The organism is Nostocoides sp. HKS02 (assembly GCF_009707485.1).
Taxonomy (GTDB): domain Bacteria; phylum Actinomycetota; class Actinomycetes; order Actinomycetales; family Dermatophilaceae; genus Pedococcus.
In genome coordinates this window covers 1,651,352-1,669,413 of sequence record NZ_CP046121.1, presented here as the reverse complement: position 1 = coordinate 1,669,413, position 18,062 = coordinate 1,651,352, and the positions used below count along the sequence as shown (strand labels likewise).

Below are 18,062 nucleotides of genomic sequence, written 5' to 3'. Positions count from 1 at the left end.
GCACCACAGAGAGAGCTGAGAGACATCTATGGCGAACTACACCGCCGCTGACATCAAGGCCCTGCGCGAGTCCACTGGCGCCGGCATGCTCGACGTCAAGAAGGCGCTCGACGAGGCCGACGGCGACCGTGCCAAGGCCACCGAGATCCTGCGAGTCAAGGGCCTCAAGGGCGTGACCAAGCGCGAGGGGCGTACCACCTCCAACGGCTTGGTTGCCGCTCGCGCCGATGGTGGCGTGGGCACCCTCGTCGAGGTCCTGTGCGAGACGGACTTCGTCGCCAAGAGCGAGAAGTTCATCGCCCTGGCCGACCAGGTGCTCAGCCAGGCCGTCGCCACTGGCGCGGCCGACGCTGACTCGCTGCTCAAGAGCACCCTCGAGGACGGCCGCACCGTCCAGGAGCTGCTCGACGACGCCAACGCGACGATGGGCGAGAAGATCGAGGTCAAGCGGGTCGCACGGGTCGAGGCGCCCGTGGTCGTGTCCTACCTGCACAAGACCAGCCCCGACCTGCCCGCGCAGATCGGTGTGCTCCTCGGCGCCGAAGGTGGCGACGAGCAGCTCGCGCGGGACGTGGCGATGCACATCGCGGCCTTCGCGCCGTCCGTGCTGACCCGCGACGAGGTGGACGCCCAGACGGTCGAGAACGAGCGTCGCGTTGCCGAAGCCACGGCGAAGGAGGAGGGCAAGCCCGAGGCTGCCCTGCCCAAGATCGTCGAGGGCCGCGTCAACGGCTTCTTCAAGGAGAACGTCCTGCTCGAGCAGCCGTTCGCCAAGGACGCCAAGAAGTCCGTCGCGAAGGTGCTCGAGGAGGCCGGCGCCAAGGCCACCTCCTTCGCGCGCTACCGCGTCGGCGGCTGACGCCCAACCCGCCAGCCAGCAGGCGAGGCCCGTCCCCTTCGGGGGACGGGCCTCCTGCATGACCGGTCGGTCAGAAGATGCGGACCCGCAGCTCGGGCGCGAGCCACATGCCGTCGCCCTCCTGGACGCCGAACGCCTCGTGGAACTCGTCGCAGTTGCGGACCGCGTTGGCGCGCACCTCGGTGGGGGAGTGCGGGTCGACGGCCAACAGCCGGCGAGCCTCCTCGGGCCGGGCCTTGCCTGACCACACCTGGGCCCAGCCCAGGAAGAACCGCTGCGGGCCGGTCAAGCCCTCGAGGACCGGTGTGTCGTGGTCCTCGGTGGCGATCCGATAGGCGGAGAACCCGATGGCCAGCCCGCCGAGGTCGCCGATGTTCTCGCCAACGGTCAGGGCGCCGTTGACCTTGCCCTCGGGCGCGGCCAGCGGCGAGAGCTCGCTGAACTGGGCGATGAGGGCCTGGGTGCGCTCGTCGAACCGGGCGCGGTCCTCGGCGGTCCACCAGTCGCGCAGCGCGCCCGAGGCGTCGAACCGCGAGCCCTGGTCGTCGAACCCGTGCCCGATCTCGTGGCCGATCACGGCCCCGATGCCGCCGTAGTTGACCGCGTCGTCGGCCTCAGGGTCGAAGAACGGTGGCTGGAGGATCCCAGCGGGGAACACGATCTCGTTGAGCAGCGGGTGGTAGTAGGCGTTGACCGCCTGCGGCAGCATCATCCACTCGTCGCGGTCGATGGGCCCACCGAGCTGGCCGAGCTGGCGCTCGAGCTCGAACTCGCTGGCGCGCCGGACGGTGCCGACGAGGTCGTCGTCGACGACCAGGGCGGAGTAGTCGCGCCAGGTGTCGGGGTAGCCCACCTTGGGCGTGAAGGACGCGAGCTTCTCCAAGGCCTGAGCCCGGGTCTGCGGACCCATCCAGTCCAAGCCCTCGAAGGAGCGGCGGAACGCCTCGACGAGGTTGGCGACGAGCTCGAGCATGCGCGCCTTGGCCTCGGGCGGGAAGTACTGTGCGGCATACAGCTGACCGACGGCCTCACCGATGGCGCCCTCGACGAGGGTGACGCCACGCTTCCAGCGCTCACGGTTGGCCGGGAGGCCCGACACGACCCGCCCGGAGAAGTCGAACTCGGCGTCGACGAACTCGGCGCTCAGCAGCGGCGCCGCGGACTCGACCACGTGGAAGGCGAGCCACGCCTGCCAGTCCTCGAGCGGAACCTCGGCGACCGCCTCGGAGAGCCCCGCGAGGAAGTCCGGCTGCCCGACGACGACCCGCTCGAAAGCCGCTCGGGCGCCCAGCTCCTCGACGTATGCCGTCCACGGCACCTTCGGCGCGGTGGCCTCGAGCTCGGCCCAGGTGAACGGGTTGTAGCTTTTCACGGCGTCTCGGGTGGCCACGTTGTCCCAGTGGTGGGCCGCGAGGCGGGTCTCGAGGGCGACAACGCGGGCGGCCGGCGACCCGGGGGCGGTGGCACCCTCGCCGATGCCGGCGAGGGCGAGCATGCGCGCCACATGGGGCAGGTAGGCCGCGCGGATCGCCTCGTGGCGCTCCTCGCGGTAGTAGGACTCGTCCGGCATGCCGAGACCGGCCTGGCCGACGTAGAGGACGTACTGGTCGGGTGACTTGGCGTCGGGGGCCACGCCCATGCCCAGCGGGCCGGGACAGCCCTGCCGCTGGAGGCGGCCGGCGAGCCCGAACAGCTCCTCGACCGTGCGGGCGCCCGCGACCTGGGCGAGGTCGGCGTCGATCGGCGTGCGACCCAGCTCCTCGACCCTGGCCTCGTCCATGAACGCGCGGTAGAGGTCGCCGACCTTGCGGGTCAGCGACCCCGGTTCGGCCTCGGTGTCGGCCGCGGCCTGCTCGATGAGGCCCCGGACGCGCTCGTCGGACTGCTCGCGCAGGATGTCGAAGGTGCCGTAGCGCCCCCGGTCAGCCGGGATCTGCGTCTCGCGCACCCACGTGCCGTTGGCGTGGCTGAACAGGTCGTCTTGGGGGCGCACCGCGTCGTCGCGGTGACCGGGGAGGATGCCGGACCTCATCATGTGTCTCCTTCGCTGGATCGAGGCCCACCCTGCCACGACCCATCGATGGTCCGACGGCTGAGTGTGGAAAGATCGGGTGACCGCCCCGCCCTCAGGAGGATCTCTCGTGACCGCTGCCCCCGAGCAGACCCCCGATGCCCAGACCTTCAGCCCCCGCCGTCGGGTGCTGCTCAAGCTCTCCGGTGAGGTGTTCGGCGGTGGCAAGGTCGGGCTGGCTCCCGATGTCGTGCGCCAGATCGCCCGCCAGATCGCTGCGTCCGTGCGCGAGGGCATCCAGGTCGCCGTCGTCATCGGTGGCGGCAACTTCTTCCGCGGTGCCGAGCTCCAGCAGCAGGGCATGGACCGCACGCGCGCCGACTACATGGGCATGCTCGGCACCGTCATGAACTGCCTGGCCCTGCAGGACTTCCTGGAGAAGGAAGGCATCGAGACCCGCGTGCAGACCGCCATCGCCATGGGCCAGGTCGCCGAGCCCTACATCCCGCGGCGGGCGATCCGGCACCTGGAGAAGGGCCGCGTCGTCATCTTCGGCGCCGGCGCCGGGATGCCGTTCTTCTCCACCGACACGGTGTCGGCCCAGCGGGCCCTCGAGATCAAGTGCGACGCCGTGCTCATGAGCAAGAACGGCGTGGACGGCGTCTACGACTCCGACCCGCGCACGAACCCGAACGCCCGCAAGCTCGACGAGATCAGCTATGCCGAGGCACTGCAGCAGGGGCTTCGGGTCGTCGACGCCGCCGCCTTCAGCCTGTGCATGGACAACAAGCTCCCCATGGTCGTCTTCGGCATGGAGGGCGAAGGCAACGTCGTCAAGGCGCTGCGTGGTGAGAGGATCGGCACGCTGGTCACCCCCGGGTGAGCGCCGTGCGCCGCCGGCCGCCCCACGGACTGCCGCACCGACCGCCACACTACGGCCACACTGACCGCCAGCTGACCCTCGGATCGCCGATCGTTTGCAGAAGGAGCCTCACATGATTGAAGAGACCATCCTCGAGGCCGAGGAGAAGATGGAGAAGGCGGTCGAGGTCGCCAAGGAGGACTTCGCGGGCATCCGCACCGGCCGGGCCACTCCTGCCATGTTCAACAAGCTCATGGTGAGCTACTACGGCGCGCCGACCCCGCTGCAGCAGCTGGCGTCATTCCAGACCCCCGAGGCCCGGACCATCCTCATCAGCCCGTTCGACAAGTCGGCCATGCACGAGATCGAGAAGACCCTGCGCGACTCCGACCTCGGCGTGAACCCCAGCAACGACGGCAACGTCATCCGTTGCGTGCTGCCCCAGCTCACCGAGGAGCGTCGCCGGGACTACATCAAGCTGGCCCGCCACAAGGGCGAGGATGCCAAGGTCGCGATCCGCAACGTCCGGCGCAAGGCCAAGGACGAGCTCGACCGTCTGGTCAAGGACGGCGAGGTCGGCGAGGACGAGGGCAACCGGGCCGAGAAGGAGCTCGACGCCACGACCAAGAAGTACGTCGACTCGGTCGACGAGCTGCTCAGGGGCAAGGAATCCGAGCTGCTGGAGGTCTGACCGGCCGCTCCAGGACCGCCTCACGATGAACATCCCCCAGTCCCGCAGCGCCCGCAGGGAGGCCCGTCGCGAGCCTTCCGGCGGCGGTTCGCCGTCGCCCCGGGCCGCCACGAGCGCCTCCCGGGCCGGACGCAACCTGCCGGCGGCGATCGGCGTCGGGGTGGGTCTGGGCATCGTCATCATCGGCTCGCTGGTGGTCCGCAAGGAGCTGATGCTCGTCATCATCGTCGCGGCCATCGGGGTGGGGGTCTGGGAGCTGCGACGCGCCCTCGGTCAGGTCTCCATCCACGTCCCGCTGGTCCCGAGCCTGGTCGGCAGCGTGAGCATGATCCTGTCCGCCTACGTCGGCGGTGGACAGGCCCTCATCGTCACGCTCGGCCTCACCTGCGTCGGCATCCTGTTGTGGCGAGTGGCCGACGGGGTGCTCGACGCCGTCCGTGACATGGCCGGCGGGTTCTTCGTCGCGGTCTATCCGTCCTTTCTCGCCGGCTTCGCCGCGTTGATGCTCGCGGCCTCCGATGGTCGGGCGCGGATCCTGGTCTTCCTGATCGTCACCGTCCTCAGCGACGTCGGTGGCTACGCGTTGGGCGTTCTGTTCGGGCGGCATCCCATGGCCCCCTCGGTGAGCCCCAAGAAGTCCTGGGAGGGGTTCGCCGGGTCGGTCCTCGCCTGTGTCGGCGGGGGAGCCATCACGGTGCCGCTCATGCTGCACGGCCCCTGGTGGGGCGGCGCGCTGCTGGGCGCCTGTGTCGCCGTCGCGGCGACGGTGGGCGATCTCACCGAGTCGACGGTGAAGCGCGATCTCGGCATCAAGGACATGAGCACGATCCTGCCCGGTCACGGCGGGGTGATGGACCGGCTCGACTCCCTGGTCCTCGTGGCGCCGATCGCGTGGGCGCTGCTCGCCGCGGTCGCCCCTGCGCGCTGACCGCGCTCACCACCCGCCGACCACGCGCGGCATACCCGTATGCCGCGTGGTTGGGCCCGCGGGACCGCACCTGAGAGACTGGGTCCACCATGACCACCGACCTCCCCGAGCCCACGACCGACCGCCCCGAGCCCGGGCAGCTGACCTTCGCGGCGCCCCGACGCGGCAAACCCCCCCGCCACCTCGCCGATCTGTCGCCCGCCGAGCGCAAGGACGCTGTGGAGGCGTTGGGACACAAGGGGTTTCGCGCCAAGCAGCTGTCGACCCACTACTTCGAGCGGCTGGTGGACTCGGCCGACGACATGACCGACCTGCCCAAGGCAGTCCGGGACGAGCTGGTGGCCGACCTGCTCCCCACCCTGCTGACGCCGCTGGTGCAGCGGACCGCGGACGACGGCGCGACCATCAAGTCGGCCTGGCGGCTGCACGACGGGGCCATCGTCGAGTCGGTGCTCATGCGGTACCCCAAGCGCGTCACCATCTGCATCTCGAGCCAGGCCGGGTGCGGCATGAACTGCCCGTTCTGCGCCACCGGCCAGGCGGGCCTCACCCGCAACATGTCGACGGCCGAGATCGTCGAGCAGGTCGTCTCGGCCGCCCGCCTGCTGCGGCGCGGCGAGCTTGCCGGCGGCGGCGAGGAGGACCGCGAGGCGCCGCTGCGCGTCTCCAACGTCGTCTTCATGGGCATGGGAGAGGCCCTGGCCAACTACAAGGCGGCCATCGGAGCGATCCGCCGGCTCACCGACCCCACGCCGGACGGGCTCGGCATGTCGGCGCGCGGCATCACCATGTCGACGGTCGGACTCGTGCCCGCCATCGACAAGCTCGCCGGCGAGGGCATCCCGGTGACGCTGGCCCTGTCGCTGCACGCCCCCGACGACGAGCTGCGCAACGAGCTGGTGCCGATCAACACCCGGTGGAAGGTCGACGAAGCGCTCGATGCGGCCTACCGGTACTACGAGACGACCGGCCGCCGCGTCAGCATCGAGTACGCCCTCATCCGCGACATCAACGACCATGCCTGGCGGGCCGACCTGCTCGGCGAGAAGCTCGTCGCCCGGGGTCGGGGCTGGGTGCACGTCAACCCGATCCCGCTCAACCCGACGCCCGGCTCGAAGTGGACCGCCTCGCGGCGTGGGGTCGAGCAGCAGTTCGTCGAGCGGCTGCGGGCCCACGGCATCCCGACGACCATCCGCGACACCCGCGGACAGGACATCGACGGTGCGTGCGGTCAACTCGCTGCCGCCACTGCCTGAGCCTGCCTAGACTCAAGCGGTGAGGTACCGCGGAGCCCCCGTCGCCGCGCTGGCTGCGCTCCTCGTGGCGGCCTGCGCTGCGTGCGCACCATCGACGGCCACGGGTCACCAGCCCGGTGCGCAGGCGTCGTCAGCAGCGCCAGCCGCCGGATCCTCCGCAGCCTCGGCCGCCTCGGCCCGCTCGGCCCACGAGCCGCCGGACTCTCCGCTGCGCAGGGGGGAGCGGTTCGTCACGCTCCGCATGCCCGCGGCATACACCCCCGCCGCGCCGACTGCGCCCGGCACCGACGACTACCGGTGCTTCCTGCTGGACCCCCACCTCAGCACGCGCACGGTCGTGACCGGGCTCAACGTGCTGCCGGGTACGCCCGCCGAGGTGCACCACGTGATCCTCTTCCGGGTGCCCCCCGGCCAGGTGGCGGTAGCCCAGCGGCTGGACGCGCAGCAGCCGGGCCAGGGCTGGACCTGTTTCGGCGGCACCGGGGTCGAGAGCCAGGGAGCCGGGCTCAACAACGCGCCCTGGCTCGGTGCCTGGGCGCCCGGTGGCGGCGAGCGGGTGCTGTCGCCCGATCTGGGTATGCCGCTCGCTCCCGGGTCGCGGATCATCATGCAGGTCCACTACAACCTGCTCGCCGGCCACGCGCCCGACCGCAGCGCCGCCCGACTGCGTGTCGCGGCCGACGACGGGTCTCGCAAGGTCCTCCAGACGGTGCTCATCCCGGCGCCGGTGGAGCTGCCGTGCCGCCCCGGCAAGACCGGCCCCCTCTGTGACCGCAACGCCGCCATGGCCGACGTGGTGCAGCGGTTCGGCCCCGCGACCGGGCGGATCGGCGACGGTCTCCACCTCCTGTGCCCGGGCAACCCCATCGGCCCCACGCAGGGCTGCACGCGCACGGTGACCCAGGCGTCCACGATCCGTGCGGTGGCCGGCCACATGCACCTGCTCGGTCGAAGCCTCACCATCACGCTCAACCGCGGCAAGGCCGACCTGCGGGTCATCCTCGACATCCCGGTGTGGAACTTCGACGACCAGGGCGCCACCCCGATCGAGCCCGGTATCCACGTCGTGCCCGGCGACACGCTCACCGTCTCGTGCACCCACGACCAGAGCCTGCGCGACCGCCTCCCAGCCTTCGCCGGGCAGCCGGAGCGCTACGTCGTCTGGGGCGAGGGGACGACCGACGAGATGTGCCTCGGCATCGTCATGGTGACCCGACCCTAGGCTGGGCGAGTGCCGCCCGCCCTGCCGTCGCCCATGGAGCCCGGTCGCGAGTTCGTCCTCACCGTGTCGTGCCCCGACCGGCGCGGCATCGTGCACGCCGTCTCTGGGGTGATGCTGGACCTGTCGATGACCATCCTCGACAGCCAGCAGTTCGCCGACGTCACCTCCGGCGAGTTCCACCTGCGCATGCACGTGGCGCGCGAGGGCGACCCGCTGCCCGTGTCAGGTCTGGACGTCGCCATGGCGGGCGTGGTCGCCCGGTTCGCGATGACGTATGCCGCGCACGACCTCTCGCAGCGCCGCCGAGTCCTCGTCATGGTGAGCCAGCAGGGCCACTGCCTCAACGACCTGCTCTTCCGGGTCCGGGCTGGGACGTTGCCGGTCCAGGTCCCGGCCATCGTGTCCAACCACGAGGACTTCCGGGACCTCGCGCAGTGGCACGGCGTGCCCTTCCACCACCTCCCGGTGACCCGTGAGACCAAGCCGGATGCCGAGGCGCAGCTGCGGCGGCTGGTGGCGGACTACGACGCCGACACCATTGCGCTGGCCCGATACATGCAGGTGCTGTCCGCGGACCTGTGCGCCGACTTCCCCGGTCGCATCATCAACATCCACCACTCACTGCTGCCGAGCTTCAAGGGCGCCAAGCCCTACACCCAGGCGCACGACCGGGGGGTCAAGGTGATCGGCGCGACGGCCCACTACGTCACGGCGGACCTCGACGAGGGGCCGATCATCGAGCAGGACTTCCGGCGGGTCGACCACCGGATGAGCCCGGCCGAGCTGGCCGCCGTGGGGCAGGAGCTCGAGGCGATGGCGTTCGCCCGGGCCCTGCGTTGGCACGCCGAGCACCGCGTGGTCCTGCGCGGCCGACGCACGATCGTGTTCGACTGAGCAGCCGGTCTCACGCGCGACGGCGCGCGGCCCGCTGCAGGGCTCGCAGGTAGCCCTGCGCCGCCACCTGCTGGCCCACCCAGAGCAGGGGTCCGGCGAGGCGCGCTACCCGCCAGGCGGGGCGGCTGTAGGCCCGCACCACGGCATACACGTCGTCGCCGCGGCGCTCGATGAGGAAGCCCTCCTCGCCGCTCTCGACGTGGCCCTCGAGCGTGCCGTAGCCAAAGCCCGTGCGGTGGGACTCCTCGACGACCCAGACGACGCGGCAGGGGACGGGCGCCACGCCGAGGCGGCTGAGCAGGTCGACTCCCACCGCGGCGCGCGGCGCCGTGGCGATCGGCCGCAGCCCGATGCCGCGTTGCGGCGCATAGGTCATCAACGCCTCTGCCGCCTGGGCGTAGACCTCGTCGCCGCTGCCCAGCCGGCGCTCGACCTGCAGGTGGTGGAACCCGTCGGGAAGCGGTCCGTCGAGCGTGTGGCCGCGCGGCTCGTAGGTGAACGACGACCTCGCGAGGTCACCGAGGCGCACGAGTGGCCCCAGCCCGGTGGTCGGTGAGGATCGCTGCCGCCTCCTCGATGGTGTCGACCAGGTGCAGGACCGTGCCCAGACCGCGTTCCTGACCGAGGGCGCGCACCGCAGGCCAGACCGGCAGCGTGTCGGTCCAGTACTCCTGGCCGACGAGGACCAGCGGGGCGAGCTCGGCCCCGGGCGCGGCGTAGAACAGCGGGGTGACGGCCTGGAAGATCTCCTGCACCGTGCCCGCCGCTCCCTCGAGGACGACCAGGCCGGCCGTCGACCTGGCGAGCAGGCCGTCCTCGCGGATCGCGTTGGAGAAGTACTTGCCGATGCCGCCGCAGAACACGTTGGGCGGCTCGTGGCCGTAGAACCACGTCGGGATGCCGAGGCTGCGCGACTGGTCGCTGCTCGCGCCGGACACCACCTCGCGCCTGACCTCGAACGCCAGCAGCGCCCACTCACCCACCGATGGCTGGAACGACGGCACTGCGGCCAGGCGCTCGAGGGCTGCCTCGAGGGCAGGCAGGTCCGCGACGAACGCCCCCAGGTTCGCGGCCTCCATGGCGCCCGGGCCACCGCCGGTCGCCACCACCAGCCCCGCGTCTGCGAGCGCCCGCCCGAGGCGAGCCGCCGCGGCATACGAGCTGGTGCCCCGGGCGAGCTGGTGGCCGCCCATGACGCCGACCACGGGGCGGCCGCCAGTGAACTCGTCCAGGGCGTCGGTGATGGAGTCGTCGTGGATGGCGCGCAGGAGCGTGACGAAGGCATCGCGGTGGACGGCGGCGTCGAGCATCCACTGGTAGGCGAGGTAGTCCGGCGTCGCCTCGTAGCCGTGGTCGGCGAGGCCGGCATACAGCTCCTGCGGCGAGTAGAGGGTCGCGCGGTAGGGGTCCACGGGCGCAGCGGGGTCGGTAGGGAAGATCAGCGCTCGATGGGCCCGCAGGTGCGCGTCGAGCGCGGGCGAGAGCCGGCCGCCGAGGACCACCAGGCCCTCGACGTCGGTGCGTGCCAGCAGCGCTGCCTCGTATGCCGTGAGGTCGAGGTCCTGGAGGCGCAGCCCGGTGAGCGGCTCCCCGGACGCGAGCGCGGCGTCGAGGTCGGTGAGGTTCTCGATCTCGGTGCTGTGGCTGGGCCTGGGGCTGGGGGTGGCGGGGGTGCTCCTGCGGGCGCCTTCCATGGCCTGACTCTAGACGCGCCTAGGCTGCCCCCATGGACGAGCCGTTCAGCCTCCGCGTGGCGGGTCCGGCCTGGCGCTGCGAGGCGCAGGACTGGATCGCGGACCAGGTCACGAGGTCGGGTGGCGTGGTCACGGGCGAGATCGAGCAGCGCCGGGTCCGGCCGTGGTCGACCCAGCTCGTGGCGCCCACCGACCGGGGACCGGCCTGGTTCAAGGCCAACTGTCGGGCGCTGGCCTTCGAGCCGGCGGTGCAGCAAGAGCTGTCGCGCCTGGTGCCCGCCGAGGTGGACGCGCCCATCGCACTCGACACGGCGCGCGGGTGGATGCTCACCACCGACCGCGGGACGACTCTGGGCGACGGCCACGAGCCGACTCTCGACGACTGGCGAGCGGTCGTGCGCCTCGCTGCGACCCTCCAGCGCCGGGTGGCGGACAAGGGCCCGACGCTCCGCGCGGCGGGGCTGCCGGACTGCGCGCCGGCCACAGTCCCGCAGCGGTACGCCTGGCTGGTCGACCAGCTGGCCGCACTGCCCGCTGACCACCCGTCGCATGTCGGAGCTGACGAGGCCGCGACCCTGCGCGCCACGGTCGGCCGGGTCGAACAGGCCGTGGAGGAGCTCCTGGCGATGCCGCTGCCCGTCACCTTCCAGCACGGCGACCTGCACCCGAAGAACGTCTTCGCCGTCGACGGCGGTCTGCGCATCTTCGACTTCGGCGACGCCCAGTGGGCGCATGCCCTCGAGGTCCTGGCCGTCCCGTACGGCTGGGTCACCCAGCTGACGCAGCTGCCCTGGGGACTCGTGCTCGACGCCTACGCCGAGGTCTGGTCCGACGTGGTGTCCCGCGATGCGCTGGAAGGACTCATGCCTGCTGCGATGGTCACCCATGCCGTCAACCGCTCGTTCACGTGGCTGGGGTCGGTCGAAGGCGCCCAGGCTTCGGAGCTGGCGGAATGGGGGGACGCGCCGGTCCACTACCTGAGGCTGGCGCACGTCCCGTTTCCGCCGGGGGCCTCGGGCGAAGGCGCCTAGAGGGTCCTAGAGGTTTCCGAGCACGCGGTCGACGGTGAGCTCGACCACCACCCGCTGGGGGTTGGCGCGCGGCACGCGGTAGCGGGCGGCATACCGCTGCTCGGCGTCGCTGACGCTCTCGCTGTCGGTGAGCACGCGCGTCGTGCCCTCGAGCGAGAGCCAGGACCGGCCGTCGACCTGACAGAGCACGGCCCGGCCGCCCAGCGCCGCGTTGCGGGCCTTGCGGCTGCTGCCGCTGGTGATGACCCGGGCGATGCCGTGCTCAGCGTCCCAGGTGAACCCGACCGGCACCACGTGCGGCGAGCCGTCGGGGCGCAGGGTCGTCAGCGTGGCGAGGTGCCGCGTCGCGACGAACTCGAGAGCGGCGGGGGACAGGTGTGCAGGAGCGGTGGCCACGGGCTCAGTCTCGCCGATCGCGACTGGCAGCTCGTCAGTGGCCGGTGAGGGCGTCGAGCAGGCGGCCGATTCGCGCCGGGCGACCGGTGCGCGTCTCCTCGTGGTCGGCAGCCCGAGCCAGGCGCAGGCCGGCGTTGACCCCGAGCCACCGGGCGGGTTCGGGCTCCCAGGGCCGGCTTCGGTGCCCGACCCACGGCAGCTGCGTCAGGGGCGTATGCCGGCCCGTCACGAGGTCGGCCAGGGTGCGGCCCGCGAGGTTGGTCGCCGCGACCCCGTCCCCGACGTAGCCACCGGCCCACCCCAGCCCGGTGGACGGGTCGTGACCCACCGAGGGGTGCCAGTCCCGGGCGATCCCCAGCGGACCACCCCACGCGTGGGTGAACCGCACGTCGCCGAGCTGGGGCAGCAGGTCGGTCAGCGTCGCACGGAGGTCTGCGAAAACCGTCGCGTCGTGGTCGAACTCGGGACGGATTCGTGACCCGTAGTGGTACGGCGCGCCGCGGCCGCCGAAGGCCAGCCGGTCGTCGACAGTGCGCTGGCCGTAGATGACGACGTGGCGGTGGTCGGTGAAGACCTCGTTGTCGCCCAGCCCGATCGTCGACCACTGCTCCGGGGTGAGCGGCTCGGTAGCGACCATGAGCGAGTAGACCGGTGCCACGACCCGGCGCAGGCCGGGCAGCCGCGGCGTCCAGGCCTCGGTGGCGCGGATGACGTGGCGCGCTGAGACCTGGCCGCCGTGCTCGAGGCGCACCCGACCGGGCTCGATGGCGACCACGCGTGCCCCCTCGACCACCTGGCCCCCACGCTGGCGGACGCTCGCGGCAAGCCCGTCGACCAGTCGTCGTGGGTGCACCCGGGCGCAGTGCGGGTTGAACGTCGCCCCGCGCAGCTCGCTCGCCGCGAGCCGCTCGCTGGCCTCGGCGGCGTCCAACCACCGGGTGCCGACGCCCCAGGTGTCGGCGTGAGCGACCTCGGCACGGGCACGGGCCTCCTGGGCGGCGGACCGCGCCACCGCCACCATGCCGCCGCGATGAAATCCGCAGTCGATGCCCGCGGATTCCGCGGCCCGGCCCACCTCGACGACCGTCTCGCGCAGGGCGGCCAGCATGGCGAGGGTGTTCTCACGCCCCGAACGCCGGGCCAGGGTGTCGGCGCCCACCGGCCAGAGGGCCGAGACCCAGCCCCCGTTGCGACCGCTGGCCCCGAAGCCCACGTGCTCGGCCTCGAGTACCACGACCTCGAGCGAGGGCTGCGCCTCGAGCAGGTAGTGGGCGGTCCACAGTCCGGTGAAGCCGCCGCCGACGATGACGACGTCGGCGGTGGCAGGGGCGGCAGCAGGGGTGGCGGCAGGGGGAGGCGGCGCGGCGCGCGGGAGCAGAGGGCCCGGATGCCGTCAGCGCGGCATCCGGGCCCTGCCACCACAGGGGTGCGGTCACCTCAGAGGTGGGACTCGGCGCCCTTGAGCACCGATCGCAGGCGGGACTCGATGTCGTCGAACTCGGCGGGGCCCACGATCAGCGGAGGTGCGAGCTGGATGACGGGGTCTCCGCGGTCGTCGGCGCGGCAGTAGATGCCGGCGTCGAACAGCGCCTTGGAGAGGTAGCCGCGCAGCAGTCGCTCGGACTCGGCGTCGTTGAACGTCTCGCGGGTCTGCTTGTCCTTGACGAGCTCGATGCCGTAGAAGTACCCGGCGCCGCGCACGTCGCCGACGATCGGCAGGTCGAGCAGCTTCTCCAGGGTGGCCCGGAAGATCGGGGCGTTCTCCTTGACGTGGGCGTTGAGGCCCTCGCGCTCGAAGATGTCGAGGTTGGCCATCGCGACCGCCGACGACACGGGGTGGCCGCCGAAGGTGTAGCCGTGCGGGAAGCTCGTCGTGCCCTTCTTGAACGGCTCGAACAACCGGTCGCTGGCGATCATCGCGCCGATGGGGGAGTACCCGGAGGTCATGCCCTTGGCGCAGGTGATGATGTCGGGCACGTAGCCGAAGTCGCTGCTGGCGAACATCGACCCGATCCGGCCGAACGCGCAGATGACCTCGTCGGAGACCAGCAGGACGTCGTACTCGTCGCAGATCTCGCGGACCCGCTCGAAGTACCCGGGCGGCGGCGGGAAGCAGCCACCGGAGTTCTGCACCGGCTCGAGGAACACGGCGGCCACGGTGTCTGGACCCTCGAACTCGATGGCCTCGGCGATGCGGTCGGCAGCCCAGCGGCCGAACGCCTTGTCGTCGTCGCGCAGGTGCTCAGGGGCGCGGTAGGCGTTGGTGTTGGGGACCTTGAAGGCTCCGGGCACCAGCGGCTCGAACATCTCCTTGGCAGCGGGGATGCCGGTGATGGACAGCGCTCCCTGCGGGGTGCCGTGGTAGGCGACGGCCCGGCTGATGACCTTGTGCTTGGTCGGCTTGCCGGTGAGCTTGAAGTACTGCTTGGCGAGCTTCCACGCGGTCTCGACCGCTTCGCCACCGCCGGTGGTGAAGAAGACGCGGTTGAGGTCGCCCGGGGCACCGGCGGCGAGGCGCTCCGCGAGCTCGATGGCCCGGGGGTGCGCGTACGACCAGAGCGGGAAGAACGCGAGCTCCTTGGCCTGGCGCGCGGCGGCCTCGGCGAGCTCGGCGCGCCCGTGCCCGACCTGCACGACGAACAGGCCGGCGAGCCCGTCGATGTACTCCTTGCCGCGGTCGTCCCAGATCTTGTGGCCCTCACCGCGGACGATGACGGGCACCTGGCCGCCCTCTTCGTAGGTGGAGTGCCGGGTGAAGTGCATCCACAGGTGGTCCCGGGCGGCGTCGGCGTATGCCGTGCCTGCGGGTGTCGTGACGGGCGTGGGCGTTGTGGTCATCTTGTACCCCAGTTGTAGTGCTGCTTGTTGAGTTTCAGGTAGACGAAGGTCTCGGTGGACTGCACGCCAGGCAGGACCCGGATCCGCTTGGTGAGCAGCTCGAGCAGCTGGTCGTCGTCCTCGCAGACGACCTCGGCCAGGAGGTCGAAGCTGCCCGCCGTGGTGACGACGTAGTCGACCTCGCTCATGCCGGTCAGTGCGTCGCCGACCGAGGTGAGGTCACCGTCGACGCGGATGCCGATCATGGCCTGGCGGCGGAAGCCGACCTGGAGCGGATCGGTCACGGCGACGATCTGCATCACCCCGGAGTCGAGGAGGCGTTGCACCCGCTGGCGCACTGCTGCCTCGGACAGTCCCACCCGCTTGGCGATGGTGGCGTAGGACTGCCGCCCGTCCTCCTGGAGCTGCTCGATGATCGCCTTCGACAGGTCGTCGAGGCGCACATCGGCGCTGCTGTGGGAAGTGCGGTTCACGCCGCCATGGTGGCCTTTGGAGGCGTTCTGCGCAAGTCCGCACGCCACGGATTCCGTGGCAGATTTGGTAAATCGGTGTTCGTTTCAGCAACATTCGGTCTCGAACCTATTGAAATCCGCCGTGTTGGGGTTACAGTTCCTCACACCTGATTCCGTACCGGCACCGATCAGAAATCCCTGGAGCTCTCGTGACCTCGACCCCGCGCCAGCTGCGCAACTTCATCAACGGCGAGTACGTGGAGGCACAGACCGACGCGACCTCGGACATCGTCAGCCCGGTCACCGCCCAGGTCGTGGCGAAGGCGCCCATCTCCACTGCGGCCGACGTGGACGCGGCATACGCATCGGCGAGCACGGCCTTCGAGGAGTGGGGCCAGACGACCCCGAGCGAGCGCCAGCAGGCCCTCCTCAAGTTCGCCGACGCGATCGAGAAGCGGGCCGACGAGTTCGTCAAGCTCGAGTCCGAGAACACCGGCAAGCCCCACGCCCTCACCGCGAGCGAGGAGCTGCCGCCCATGGTCGACCAGCTGCGGTTCTTCGCCGGGGCAGCGCGGGTCCTCGAGGGGCGCGCGGCCGGCGAGTACCTCAAGGGCCACACCAGCTGGATCCGTCGCGAGCCGATCGGGGTCGTCGGCCAGGTGACGCCCTGGAACTACCCGATGATGATGGCCGTCTGGAAGATCGGCCCCGCGCTCGCGGCGGGCAACGCCATCGTGCTCAAGCCCTCCGACACCACGCCCGAGACGACGCTGCTCCTGGCCGAGATCGCCTCGGAGTTCCTCCCGGCAGGGACCTTCAACGTCGTGACCGGCGACCGCGACACCGGGCGGGCCGTGGTCGAGCACCGGACCCCGGCGCTGGTGGCCATCACCGGGTCGGTCCGCGCCGGCATCCAGGTCGCCGAGAGTGCCAGCCGGAACGTCAAGCGGGTCCACCTCGAGCTCGGAGGCAAGGCGCCCGTCATCGTGTTCGACGACGCCGACATCGAGGCCGCGGTCGAGGGCATTGCCGTGGCCGGCTACTTCAACGCCGGTCAGGACTGCACCGCTGCCACCCGCGTGCTCGCCGCCCCGCGGATCCACGACGACTTCGTCGCCGCGCTGGGGGAGTACGCCAGGAACAACGCCAAGGTCGGCCTGCCCGACGACGCCGACGCCCTGCTCGGACCGGTCAACAACCGCGCCCAGCTCGAGCGGGTCGAGGGTTTCCTGTCGCGGCTGCCCGACCACGCCACCGTCGGCGCCGGCGGCCACCGCGTGAGCGGGCTGGGCGACGGCTTCTTCCTCGAGCCGACCGTGCTGTCAGGGCTGCACCAGGACGACGAAGCGATCCAGGACGAGATCTTCGGCCCCGTGATCACGGTTCAGCGCTTCACCGACGAGCAGGAGGCGATCCGCTGGGCCAACGGGGTCGACTACGGCCTCGCCTCCAGCGTCTGGACCAAGGACTTCGGGCGTGCGATGCGCGTGTCCAAGGCCCTCGACTTCGGGTGCGTGTGGATCAACACCCACATCCCGATCGTCGCCGAGATGCCCCACGGCGGCTTCAAGAAGTCCGGCTACGGCAAGGACCTGTCGATGTACGGCTTCGAGGACTACACCCGCATCAAGCACGTGATGGCCAACATCGAGAGCTGATCGGCGCCCCGCCCGCCCCCACGTCATACCGCCACTGTCAGGAGCGACCATGAACACACCCATTCCCCCCACCCTCACCGCGGCACTCGCCCGGGGACTCCTGTCGCGGCGCACGCTGATGGTGGGTGCTGCCGGCGCTGGCGTCACGGCCCTCGCGGCCTGCGGCTCCAAGGGCCGCAGCCCGAGCGTGTCGGGCACCTCGGCTGCCGCGACGGCCAAGGCCGCCCAGGACATGTCCGACACGGAGAAGCTCGTCAACTGGTCGAACTGGCCGTCGTACATCGATGTCAACGACAAGACCAAGGCCCGTCCGTCCCTCGACGCCTTCACCAAGCAGACCGGCATCAAGGTCAACTACACCGAGGACTACAACGACAACGACGAGTTCTACGCCAAGGTGCGGCCGCTGCTGGCCGACGGGACGGACACCGGTCGCGACGTCTGGTGCAGCACGGACTGGATGGTGGCGCGGCTGATCCGCCAGGGCTTCGTCCAGAAGCTCAACCTCGCCAACATCCCCAACCACGCCAACGTCGAGGCATCCCTGCTCAACGTCACCTTCGACCCCGGCCGGCTCTACTCGCTGCCGTGGCAGAGCGGGTTCGCCGGGATCGCCTACAACCCCAAGGCCACTGGCGGCAAGAAGGTCGAGTCCGTCGACCAGCTGCTGACCGACCCGGTCCTCAAGGGCAAGGTGACGCTCCTGACCGAGATGCGCGACACGGTCGGCCTCGTCCTCATGGCCATGGGCAAGAAGATCGAGAGCTTCACCGACGCCGACTTCACGGCGGCGATCGACGAGCTCAAGAAGGCCAAGGACGCCGGCCAGATCAAGGGCTTCACCGGCAACGACTACACCAAGCCGCTCGCCGCTGGTGACACCGCCGCCTGCTTCGCCTGGACCGGAGACGTCGTCCAGCTGCGCGCCGACAACCCCAACCTGGGGTACGTCCTGCCCGAAACCGGCTGCACGCTGTGGTCCGACAACTTCGTCATCCCGGCCCTGGCCAAGCACAAGAAGAACGCCGAGACACTCATCAACTACTACTACGACCCCAAGGTCATGGCCAAGGTCGTCGACTACGTGAACTACATCTCGCCGGTGAAGGGCACCAAGGAGGTGCTCGCGGTGCTGGACCCCGCCATCGCCAAGGACACCTTGATCGAGCCCGATGCCGCCACCCTGCAACGCGCCCACGTCTTCCGCGGCCTGACCGCTGCCGAGGAGACCAAGTACAACGCGGCGTTCGCGCAGCTGACGGCCGGGTGA

General features: G+C 70.8%; 17 protein-coding genes. 10 read left to right on the top strand and 7 right to left on the bottom strand.

Annotated elements, in window-relative coordinates:
• Positions 1-28: 28 nt before the first annotated feature.
• The gene (gene tsf, locus GKE56_RS07895; protein WP_154684077.1) at positions 29-859 is read left to right on the top strand and encodes a translation elongation factor Ts; all 831 of its coding nucleotides are present in this window, start codon (positions 29-31) and stop codon (positions 857-859) included.
• Positions 860-929: 70 nt separating this feature from the next.
• Here the strand turns inward: tsf and GKE56_RS07890 are convergent, their stop codons facing one another.
• On the bottom strand, positions 930-2,891 hold the full coding sequence (locus GKE56_RS07890; protein WP_154684076.1) for a M13 family metallopeptidase: 1,962 nt from the start codon (positions 2,889-2,891) through the stop codon (positions 930-932).
• Positions 2,892-3,000: 109 nt separating this feature from the next.
• On the opposite strand from GKE56_RS07890, the gene pyrH reads away from it, so the two are divergent.
• The 6 genes from pyrH to purU all read left to right on the top strand — a co-directional run bounded on the left by pyrH (position 3,001) and on the right by purU (position 8,723).
• Positions 3,001-3,753 carry a UMP kinase gene (pyrH, locus tag GKE56_RS07885; RefSeq protein ID WP_154684075.1) on the top strand — a complete coding sequence of 251 codons (753 nt, stop codon included), beginning with the start codon at positions 3,001-3,003 and terminating at the stop codon, positions 3,751-3,753.
• Positions 3,754-3,865: 112 nt separating this feature from the next.
• The gene (gene frr, locus GKE56_RS07880) at positions 3,866-4,423 is read left to right on the top strand and encodes a ribosome recycling factor (protein WP_154684074.1); all 558 of its coding nucleotides are present in this window, start codon (positions 3,866-3,868) and stop codon (positions 4,421-4,423) included.
• A 25-nt stretch (positions 4,424-4,448) separates the two neighbouring features.
• Positions 4,449-5,351 (top strand): phosphatidate cytidylyltransferase, encoded by a 903-nt coding sequence (locus GKE56_RS07875; protein WP_154684073.1) that lies wholly within the window; start codon positions 4,449-4,451, stop codon positions 5,349-5,351.
• Between the two features lie 89 nt (positions 5,352-5,440).
• Positions 5,441-6,607 (top strand): 23S rRNA (adenine(2503)-C(2))-methyltransferase RlmN, encoded by a 1,167-nt coding sequence (rlmN, locus tag GKE56_RS07870; protein WP_154684072.1) that lies wholly within the window; start codon positions 5,441-5,443, stop codon positions 6,605-6,607.
• A gap of 19 nt (positions 6,608-6,626) precedes the next feature.
• Positions 6,627-7,829, top strand: a complete 1,203-nt coding sequence (locus GKE56_RS07865; RefSeq protein ID WP_154684071.1) for a hypothetical protein — start codon at positions 6,627-6,629, stop codon at positions 7,827-7,829.
• 33 nt (positions 7,830-7,862) lie between these two features.
• Complete coding sequence (gene purU / locus GKE56_RS07860) at positions 7,863-8,723, top strand: formyltetrahydrofolate deformylase (RefSeq protein WP_154685686.1); 861 nt, start codon at positions 7,863-7,865, stop codon at positions 8,721-8,723.
• 10 nt (positions 8,724-8,733) lie between these two features.
• Here purU and GKE56_RS07855 read toward each other — a convergent pair whose 3' ends face one another.
• Together GKE56_RS07855 and GKE56_RS07850 are read right to left on the bottom strand one after the other, a co-directional pair.
• Positions 8,734-9,252, bottom strand: a complete 519-nt coding sequence (locus tag GKE56_RS07855; RefSeq protein ID WP_195908280.1) for a DUF1990 family protein — start codon at positions 9,250-9,252, stop codon at positions 8,734-8,736.
• Positions 9,239-10,417 carry an LOG family protein gene (locus GKE56_RS07850; RefSeq protein ID WP_154684070.1) on the bottom strand — a complete coding sequence of 393 codons (1,179 nt, stop codon included), beginning with the start codon at positions 10,415-10,417 and terminating at the stop codon, positions 9,239-9,241. The genes GKE56_RS07855 and GKE56_RS07850 overlap by 14 nt, the downstream gene beginning before the upstream one ends.
• A 32-nt stretch (positions 10,418-10,449) precedes the next feature.
• Here GKE56_RS07850 and GKE56_RS07845 point away from each other — a divergent pair, with 32 nt between their 5' ends.
• Positions 10,450-11,448: an aminoglycoside phosphotransferase family protein gene (locus tag GKE56_RS07845; protein WP_154684069.1), complete on the top strand. Its 999-nt coding sequence runs from the start codon at positions 10,450-10,452 to the stop codon at positions 11,446-11,448.
• A gap of 6 nt (positions 11,449-11,454) precedes the next feature.
• Here the strand turns inward: GKE56_RS07845 and GKE56_RS07840 are convergent, their stop codons facing one another.
• The 4 genes from GKE56_RS07840 to GKE56_RS07825 form a co-directional block, all read right to left on the bottom strand.
• Entirely contained in the window at positions 11,455-11,844 is a 390-nt protein-coding gene (locus GKE56_RS07840) for a PPOX class F420-dependent oxidoreductase (RefSeq protein ID WP_154684068.1), read from the bottom strand.
• 34 nt (positions 11,845-11,878) lie between these two features.
• Complete coding sequence (locus GKE56_RS07835; RefSeq protein WP_230209302.1) at positions 11,879-13,108, bottom strand: FAD-binding oxidoreductase; 1,230 nt, start codon at positions 13,106-13,108, stop codon at positions 11,879-11,881.
• A 173-nt stretch (positions 13,109-13,281) separates the two neighbouring features.
• Positions 13,282-14,682 (bottom strand): aspartate aminotransferase family protein, encoded by a 1,401-nt coding sequence (locus tag GKE56_RS07830; RefSeq protein ID WP_154684066.1) that lies wholly within the window; start codon positions 14,680-14,682, stop codon positions 13,282-13,284.
• Complete coding sequence (locus GKE56_RS07825; protein WP_154684065.1) at positions 14,679-15,155, bottom strand: Lrp/AsnC family transcriptional regulator; 477 nt, start codon at positions 15,153-15,155, stop codon at positions 14,679-14,681. The genes GKE56_RS07830 and GKE56_RS07825 overlap by 4 nt, the downstream gene beginning before the upstream one ends.
• A 188-nt stretch (positions 15,156-15,343) precedes the next feature.
• Here GKE56_RS07825 and GKE56_RS07820 point away from each other — a divergent pair, with 188 nt between their 5' ends.
• On the top strand, positions 15,344-16,792 hold the full coding sequence (locus GKE56_RS07820; RefSeq protein ID WP_154684064.1) for a gamma-aminobutyraldehyde dehydrogenase: 1,449 nt from the start codon (positions 15,344-15,346) through the stop codon (positions 16,790-16,792).
• 49 nt (positions 16,793-16,841) lie between these two features.
• Entirely contained in the window at positions 16,842-18,062 is a 1,221-nt protein-coding gene (locus GKE56_RS07815) for a spermidine/putrescine ABC transporter substrate-binding protein (protein WP_154684063.1), read from the top strand.

Excerpts from the sequence above, each read along its gene's own strand:
- tsf (WP_154684077.1), top strand. The coding sequence starts at position 29 with ATGGCGAACTACACCGCCGCTGACATCAAGGCCCTGCGCGAGTCCACT.
- GKE56_RS07890 (WP_154684076.1), bottom strand. The coding sequence starts at position 2,891 with ATGAGGTCCGGCATCCTCCCCGGTCACCGCGACGACGCGGTGCGCCCC.
- frr (WP_154684074.1), top strand. The coding sequence starts at position 3,866 with ATGATTGAAGAGACCATCCTCGAGGCCGAGGAGAAGATGGAGAAGGCG.
- GKE56_RS07875 (WP_154684073.1), top strand. The coding sequence starts at position 4,449 with ATGAACATCCCCCAGTCCCGCAGCGCCCGCAGGGAGGCCCGTCGCGAG.
- rlmN (WP_154684072.1), top strand. The coding sequence starts at position 5,441 with ATGACCACCGACCTCCCCGAGCCCACGACCGACCGCCCCGAGCCCGGG.
- purU (WP_154685686.1), top strand. The coding sequence starts at position 7,863 with ATGGAGCCCGGTCGCGAGTTCGTCCTCACCGTGTCGTGCCCCGACCGG.
- GKE56_RS07850 (WP_154684070.1), bottom strand. The coding sequence starts at position 10,417 with ATGGAAGGCGCCCGCAGGAGCACCCCCGCCACCCCCAGCCCCAGGCCC.
- GKE56_RS07845 (WP_154684069.1), top strand. The coding sequence starts at position 10,450 with ATGGACGAGCCGTTCAGCCTCCGCGTGGCGGGTCCGGCCTGGCGCTGC.
- GKE56_RS07830 (WP_154684066.1), bottom strand. The coding sequence starts at position 14,682 with ATGACCACAACGCCCACGCCCGTCACGACACCCGCAGGCACGGCATAC.
- GKE56_RS07815 (WP_154684063.1), top strand. The coding sequence starts at position 16,842 with ATGAACACACCCATTCCCCCCACCCTCACCGCGGCACTCGCCCGGGGA.